Origin of the sequence: Chitinophaga sp., from assembly GCF_036569125.1 — a bacterium.
GTDB lineage: Bacteria > Bacteroidota > Bacteroidia > Chitinophagales > Chitinophagaceae > Chitinophaga.
The window spans coordinates 1-7,879 of sequence record NZ_DATCRF010000266.1; the positions used below are offsets into that span (position 1 = coordinate 1).

Annotated in this window: 6 protein-coding genes; 3 read left to right on the forward strand and 3 right to left on the reverse strand. The window is 46.5% G+C overall.

The annotated features are described in order from the left end of the window. The 3 genes from VIM87_RS09770 to VIM87_RS09780 form a co-directional block, all read left to right on the forward strand. Positions 1-1,277 (forward strand): hypothetical protein (locus VIM87_RS09770; RefSeq protein WP_331996812.1); only part of this gene is annotated, 1,277 nt, incomplete at its 5' end. Between the two features lie 220 nt (positions 1,278-1,497). Further along, positions 1,498-3,477, forward strand: coding sequence for a DNA topoisomerase (ATP-hydrolyzing) subunit B (gene gyrB, locus VIM87_RS09775; RefSeq protein WP_331996813.1), 1,980 nt, complete (start codon positions 1,498-1,500; stop codon positions 3,475-3,477). Positions 3,478-3,824: 347 nt separating this feature from the next. Continuing rightward, a complete protein-coding gene (locus VIM87_RS09780; protein ID WP_331996814.1) occupies positions 3,825-4,286 on the forward strand; it encodes a hypothetical protein in 462 nt (153 codons plus the stop codon). A 66-nt stretch (positions 4,287-4,352) separates the two neighbouring features. On the opposite strand, the gene VIM87_RS09785 is transcribed toward VIM87_RS09780, so the two are convergent. From VIM87_RS09785 to mfd, 3 genes are all read right to left on the reverse strand, one after another. Next, positions 4,353-4,574 (reverse strand): hypothetical protein, encoded by a 222-nt coding sequence (locus tag VIM87_RS09785; RefSeq protein ID WP_331996815.1) that lies wholly within the window; start codon positions 4,572-4,574, stop codon positions 4,353-4,355. 90 nt (positions 4,575-4,664) lie between these two features. Next, positions 4,665-5,393 (reverse strand): SIMPL domain-containing protein, encoded by a 729-nt coding sequence (locus tag VIM87_RS09790; RefSeq protein ID WP_331996816.1) that lies wholly within the window; start codon positions 5,391-5,393, stop codon positions 4,665-4,667. Between the two features lie 215 nt (positions 5,394-5,608). Next, a partial coding sequence (gene mfd, locus VIM87_RS09795; protein WP_331996817.1) for a transcription-repair coupling factor occupies positions 5,609-7,879 on the reverse strand: 2,271 nt, incomplete at its 5' end.

Sequence of the window (7,879 nt, forward strand, 5' to 3'; positions counted from 1 at the left end):
TGGAACAAAATGCGCGGAATGTTGATACCAGCCGGCACCGCTCTGCATATGAAAATCTTTCTTCCCGCATCAGATCTTTATCCATCGGCTCTTTGCGGCTTGACAGCACTAACCTGAAATATACGTATATCAAGAAAGACAGTGGATTGATCATCACCCAGCTACACCGCCTGAGCATACATGTAAAGGACCTGCTGATCGATTCTGTAGCGATGGAAGATCCATCCAGGTTCTTATATGCGCGTAATTATGAGCTGCATTTACGCGCTTACCGGCACCGTACAAAAGATAGCCTGTATTGGATGATTGTGCGCGATGTAAGCTATAATGCCGCAGAACGTACCCTGCGCCTGGGCCAGTTCCGCGTAGAGCCGCGTTACGAAAAAGCTGCATTTGACCGTAAGATAAAATACCAGCGCGACCGTTATGATGTGCGGCTGAATAACATTCTTGTAAAGGAGCTTCAGCCCTATGCCCTGCTGCAACAGCAGCAGCTGTGGGCAAGGCATGTGGAAATTGAAAATGGCAACATTGAAATTTATCATAACCGCAGCCTGCCTCCTTCCGGCGAGATCAAGACCGGGCAGTTCCCGCATCAGCTGCTGCAAAAGCTGGCAGTACCTGTTTATGTGGATACGCTGATAGGCAAAAAAGTAGAGCTGTCCTATTCGGAGGTGAACCCCAAATCCCAGCAAACGGGCACCCTGCTGTTTAAGCAGGTACATGGCGTTTTCCGGAACGTTACCAACATTGATTCCATGATCGCAAAAAATAAGCACCTGGTGGCAGATATGGATGCTGTGTTTATGCAAAGCGGTATGCTGCGTGCACGCTTTGACTTTATATTGGGGGAGCCCCATGGCGCTTTTGCCATTACCGGCCAGCTAAAGGATATGGACGGGCGGCAGCTTACGCCTGTAACAAGGCCACTGGCGCTGGTAGAGGTAAAATCGGCCCAGATACATGACCTTACTTTCAGCATGCAGGGTAATGAAAAGGGGGCTACTGCTGAAGTAAAGATGATATACGATCATTTAAAAATAAGCATCTTAAAAAAGGATGATGATACACACCAGCTTAAGCGTAAAGGCCTGCTTAGCCTGTTTGCCAATGCAATTGCCATTAATGACAGCAACCCTTCAGATAATGGGGGACCGGTTAAAGTATCCCATGTGAAGTATACACGTGACCCTCAGAAATCGTTCTTTAACCTGGTTTGGAAAACGTTGTTTGCCGGTGTAAAGGAAACGGCTATTGCCGCAAATATTAAGCTTTAAAATGCATCTTATGAATAGTTGAAAAAACTGATATTTCCCTCATATTTTTATTTTATTTGTACACCATCTATACACACCTTTGCACTGCCGTGTGCCTGCATCCAAAAAAGGCATCCATACCGTCCAAAAACTGCCTGTTTTTTATTGAAATGAGGCCCATTTTCCGTATATTTGCACAATTCACGAGACATTTAATCAATTAGCATTTTTACATCAAGATATGAGCGAAGAATTAGCGCAAGTAATTGCCGCCACCAACACATATGATGCGGATAGTATTCAGGTATTGGAAGGGCTGGAAGCGGTACGCAAGCGGCCGGCCATGTATATAGGCGATATTGGTGTTAAAGGGTTGCACCACCTGGTGTATGAGGTAGTAGATAATGCCATAGATGAAGCGCTTGCAGGCTTTTGTAAGAACATTGAAGTTACCATTTGCGAAGATAATTCCATACGTGTTTATGATGATGGCCGCGGCATTCCCACCGGTATGAACACCAAGGAAGGCCGTTCCGCCCTGGAAGTAGTAATGACCGTATTACACGCGGGTGGTAAGTTTGATAAGAACACCTATAAAGTATCCGGTGGTTTGCACGGGGTAGGTGTAAGCTGCGTAAACGCATTAAGCTCTGTGCTGCATGTAACCGTGCACCGCGAAGGAAAAATATTTGAGCAGGAATACCACCGTGGCGCACCGCAATATTCCGTACGGGAAATAGGCACAGCCGAGGATACCTGCACGATTGTACATTTTAAGCCGGATGATGAGATCTTCAAGGAAACTACCTATAACCGCGAGATCCTTGCAGGGCGCCTGCGTGAGCTGGCTTACCTGAACCGCAAGATCAAGATAGACCTGATCGATAAACGCGAAAAAGATGATGCGGGTAATGTACTCAGCGAAACTTTTTACAGCGAAGGCGGTATCGTAGAATTTGTGCAGATGCTGGACCGTAACGGCCGCCGTAATTCCTTAATGCCTGCTCCTATTTTCATAGAAGCGCATGACGCGGCTTCTAACGTAGCGGTAGAAGTAGCACTGCAGTACAATGACTCTTTCAGTGAGAACATTTTCTCTTACGTAAATAATATCAATACCATAGAAGGCGGTACACACGTGGCAGGCTTCCGCCGCGCCATTACCCGTGTATTCAAAAGCTATGGCGATAAGAACAAGCTGTTTGAGAAATCAAAGATCGAGGTTACGGGTGATGACTTCCGCGAAGGGCTGAGCGCTATAGTAAGCGTAAAGGTACCGGAGCCGCAGTTTGAAGGCCAAACCAAAACCAAGCTGGGTAACTCTGATGTAATGGGTGTAGTGGACAGCGCTGTTGCAGATGTGCTGAACGCTTACCTGGAAGAGCATCCCCGCGAGGCTAAAACCGTGATCAACAAAGTAGTGCTGGCCGCACAGGCCCGCGAAGCCGCCCGTAAAGCAAGGCAGCTGGTGCAGCGCAAAAGCGTGCTAACCGGCAGCGGCTTACCCGGTAAGCTGGCTGACTGCTCTGAAAATGATCCCGGTAAATGTGAGCTGTACCTGGTGGAAGGAGACTCCGCGGGTGGTACGGCTAAACAGGGCCGCAACCGTGCTTTCCAGGCTATATTACCGTTAAGGGGTAAGATCCTGAACGTAGAAAAAGCCATGGAGCACAAGATCTATGAGAACGAGGAGATCAAGAACATTTTTACCGCACTGGGGGTAACCATTGGTACGGAAGAAGATGATAAAGCCCTGAACCTGACCAAGCTGCGGTATCATAAGCTGATCATTATGACCGATGCCGATGTGGATGGCAGCCACATTGCAACCCTGATCCTGACCTTTGTATTCCGTTATATGAAAGCCCTGGTAGAACAAGGGTATGTGTACATTGCACAACCACCGTTATACTTAGTGAAAAAGGGTAAGGAACAGGAATACGCCTGGACGGAAGAACAGCGTAAGGCTGCGGTATCCCGTATAGCCGGTGAAGGTAAGGAAGAGAATGTAGTGATACAGCGTTATAAAGGTTTGGGTGAAATGAACGCAGAGCAGCTGTGGGAAACTACCCTGAACCCGGAGAACCGCACCCTGAAACAGGTAACTATTGAAAGCGCTGCAGAAGCAGACCGTGTATTTAGTATGCTGATGGGTGATGAAGTACCTCCACGCAGGGAATTCATAGAATCCCATGCCAAGTATGCTAAAATTGATGCTTAACCGTATATCGTTATACGTTATAAATGAACCCCGGGTATAATGCCCGGGGTTTTTGTTTATATGTGCTAATTAACATTCGGGTTTTAGCTAAAGGCCACAACTGGTGGAGGAACAGCAAGTTGGCCAAACTCATCCGTGAAAAACCGCTATAATTAAGCGTTTTAACATGTTTGTATTGCTGAACCAATTTAGCAAAGCCAGGTTATTGATTATCAAAAAACTAGAGCGTAAAGCCTTATTTTATTAAAAAAACTTATAGATTATTTATATAATTTATGGCAAATATTACTATCTTGCACTCAGATTTATACCTATACCGAAAGCAATAAAGCGATAAACCTATACCTATGAAATTATCCCGAGTGGCGGCCATTTTTGTGGTGGCTGCAATGATCTTCAGCGCCTGTAAAAAGGACGATGCTCAACCGGAAGCGGTGTTTTCATTTACATTCGAGGGTAAACAATATGTATCCAGCGGCACTTCCGCTTACTACTCTGATACCGTGATCACCGGTAAAAAAACACTGGTGATAGATGGGGTTACCAATAATTTTAAGGAGCACATGCAGCTAATGATCACTTCACCGGATGGTGAAATGCCGGTAGGCACTTATGGTGGTTCTGCAGCATCATTGATGCCGGTAACGGATTCAACGGAGTCGGGTTACATAGGTGTATCAACCATTAACGTTCAAATTACAAGCATTAATAGTAAACGTGCCGAGGGTACTTTCCAGGGCACATTAAGTAAAAGTGGTGAAACAGAAAAGCCATTAACGGACGGGACTTTTAAAGTCAACATTAACTAGATCATCGTTTTTTTTGAAATCTTTTTCCATCGACACGCCCCGCCTTTCCAGGCGGGGCTTTTTTAATTACTTAACAGGCATAGCCTGCGGCCATCTGCGGCCTGATCTTTTAAATACGTTGTTATTATTACCATTATAGTGCCGTACATGTTGCTGTACGCTGCCGGCAATCTTCTTTCTCCACATCCATCCCAGCACACCAGCTGTAACTGCCAGTCCCAGTCCAATACCTTTCAGTAAAACACTGGATTCAATTGCATGTTCTCCGATTTTAATCTGACTACGCATAACATAAGGTTTTGGTGACGCATATGTTTATACCAAAACAATGCCATGCTGTATTGCACAGCATGGCACCTGTTGTTAAAGAGAACTTAATTATTTAATGGAGAACACGGTCCTTACCTCTGCACGGATCTTAATGGTTTTGAAATCAATGTCAGATTCCGCTGCTGCGCCGTCTGCCATCCGTGCCTGTGCCATATATGCGTTTACCTGGAGGGGCCTTACAGCATCGCTGTAGTTATCAGTATTTATATCCTGCACTTCCAGTATACCGGCAATGCTTTCGTTAATAGCGCCTAACAGGTAGGTAGCTTTAGCCTTGGCAGCCTGTATGGCTTTCATTTTTACCTCTTTGCGGTACTCTTCCATTTTACTGTGCGTGTAAGAAGAAATGTTTACGTTAGAAATGCCTTCGTCATCTACCGCGGCCAGTATAATATTGGTTTTATCCAGCCTGTTAAGCTTTAAGCGGTATCTCTTTTCTGCCAGGAAATCAGGGTCGTTCTTCTTCTTGCCTCTCCACCAATCAGGATTGAAACCAAATACATTTTCAATGGTAAGGTTTTCCTTCGGAATGCCTGCATTTACCACTGCCTGCTGCAGCTGTTTTTCCAGGGTGCTGATGTCGACCTTATTGGTTTTGTTCTTGGACTGATAGTATTCTTTAAGCGTGATGCTGAGATAGATCTCGTCCGGGGTGATCTCCATTTCTGCGGAGCCGTTCACCTCAATTTTCTTTACAGGAGGTTTATTATCTGTTTGCTGTGCCCAGGTGCTTACTGTTAACAATAATCCGGCTAATACTAACATTACCTTTTTCATATGATTTGTTTTAAATGGTGTGTATTCCTTTTTACAACAGCATGATGCAGGTTGCGGGATAGATTCCATAAAGGGTTTAAAAAAAGTTTTTAATGATGCTACGGAGGGTGGAACGGATGGGCGGGGGATTATGTTACAGGCGGGGATATGCGAAGATATATGTGGAGGTATATGCGGAGGTATGTGTGCCACACCTTTGAGGTGTGGCACACATATTAATTCCTGGCGTCTTCCATTGCTTTCAGGAAGTTGTACAGGTCTGTCATAGAGCGGATGCGCTCTACTACCAGCATAAAATTCTTACCTACCTGTTTTAAACGGGCATTGTTTACGCGCGTTTGTACATAGGTGAGTATATGATTAAAGGTGGGTGATTCAAAGTAGGGAGAATCCGGGTTGTTAATGAAATAACAGCGCAGGGTTTCCTCTTTCAGCATCATTTTCTCAAAGCCCAGGGCTATGGCCATCCAACGGCAACGGATCATGGTCAGCAGATCCTCTACCGGCTGCGGCATAGGCCCAAAGCGGTCCTGCAGGCCGGCGGTAAATTCCTTCAGCTTATCTTCCAGGGTAATGTTATCCAATTCCTGGTACAGGTTTAAACGTTCCTGGATACTTTCTATATAACTGTCGGGGATCAGTATTTCCAGGTCGGTATCAATGGTACAATCGCTTACAAAATCTTTCTTTTGCTCCAGCTGTTCCTTAAACAGGTCACGGAACTCATTTTGCTTCAGCTCGCGGATGGCTTCGTCCAGGATCTTCTGGTACATATCAAAACCTATTTCCGCTACAAAGCCGCTTTGCTCTGCGCCTAACAGGTTACCGGCGCCGCGTATATCCAGGTCGCGCATGGAGATCTGGAAGCCGCTACCCAGCTCACTGTGCTGTTCCAGTGTTTGCAGGCGTTTACGGCTATCGGCCGGTAAGGTGCTAACCGGTGGCGCCAGCAAATAGCAGAAGGCTTTTTTATTACTGCGGCCTACGCGCCCGCGCAGCTGGTGCAGATCACTTAAGCCAAAATGGTGCGCGTTATTAATGATAATAGTATTGGCATTGGGAATATCCACCCCGCTTTCTACAATGTTGGTACATACCAGCACATCGTACTTACGGTCTATAAAATCCAGGATCACCTCTTCCAGCTTATGGCCTTCCATTTGCCCATGCGCTGTAGCAACAGCCAGGTCGGGGCAAAGGCCGCGGATCAGGGATGCCATCTCACCCAAACCATGTACGCGGTTGTATACAAAATATACCTGCCCGCCGCGCTCTGCTTCAAAGTAAATAGCATCGCGGATCAGGTCATGGTCAAATACATGCACTTCTGTTTCAATGGCCTGGCGGTTAGGCGGCGGTGTGTTTATGATAGAGAGGTCGCGCGCACCCATGAGGGAGAACTGCAGCGTACGCGGTATAGGCGTAGCCGTTAGGGTGAGCGTATCTACATTCACCTTGATCTGCTTCAGCTTTTCTTTGGCTGATACGCCAAACTTTTGTTCCTCATCCACAATCAGCACACCCAGGTCTTTAAACTTCACATCCTTGCTTAACAGGGCATGTGTGCCTACAATAATATCTATTTTCCCTTCTGCCAGCTTTTGCAGGGTTTCTTTCTTTTCCTTGGCTGATTTAAAGCGGTTCAGGTAATCGACCGTGCAGGGAAAATCCTTTAAGCGTTCTGAAAATGTTTTGTAGTGCTGGAAAGCCAGGATGGTAGTGGGCACCAGTATGGCGGCCTGCTTGCCATCCACCAGGCTTTTAAAGGCGGCGCGTACGGCTACTTCTGTTTTACCAAAACCTACATCGCCACACACCAGGCGGTCCATAGGGTGCGGTGATTCCATGTCGCGCTTCACATCGGCAGTAGCTTTGCTCTGGTCCGGCGTATCATCGTAAATAAAAGAAGCTTCCAGCTCTGTTTGCAAGTAGGTATCCGGCGAGTGGGCAAAGCCCTGCTGCGCTTTACGGGCGGCATACAGGCGTATAAGGTCTTTGGCAATATCTTTTACCTGGGTTTTAGCCTTTTCCTTCAGCTTATCCCAGGCATCGCTGCCCAGCTTATTCACGCGCGGTTCCACGCCTTCCTTACCGGTGTACTTGCTGATCTTGTGCAGGGAGTTGATGTTTACATACAACAGGTCGTTGTTCTTGTAAATAATGCGGATGGCTTCCTGCATTTTACCGCCTACCTCTATTTTCTGCAAGCCGCTGTACATGCCCACACCATGATCAATGTGCGTTACAAAATCGCCGGACTGCAGCTCCCGCAAGGTTTTCATGGTAATGGCCTTGTTCTTGTTATAGGCCTGCTTTACCTTGTACTTGTGGTAGCGCTGGAAGATCTGGTGATCGGTATAACATACCAGCTTTAAAGTATGATCTATAAACCCATGGCCAATGGCTACAGGTATGGGATAAAAAACGAACTGCGCTTTCAGGTCTTCAAAAATGCTGCGCAGCCGTTCCAGCTGGCGGGCATTTTC

What these genes read in the sequence shown, in the direction of transcription:
- VIM87_RS09780 (WP_331996814.1), top strand. Translation starts at nt 3,825, where the DNA reads ATGAAATTATCCCGAGTGGCGGCCATTTTTGTGGTGGCTGCAATGATC.
- VIM87_RS09790 (WP_331996816.1), bottom strand. Translation starts at nt 5,393, where the DNA reads ATGAAAAAGGTAATGTTAGTATTAGCCGGATTATTGTTAACAGTAAGC.
- gyrB (WP_331996813.1), top strand. Translation starts at nt 1,498, where the DNA reads ATGAGCGAAGAATTAGCGCAAGTAATTGCCGCCACCAACACATATGAT.
- VIM87_RS09785 (WP_331996815.1), bottom strand. Translation starts at nt 4,574, where the DNA reads ATGCGTAGTCAGATTAAAATCGGAGAACATGCAATTGAATCCAGTGTT.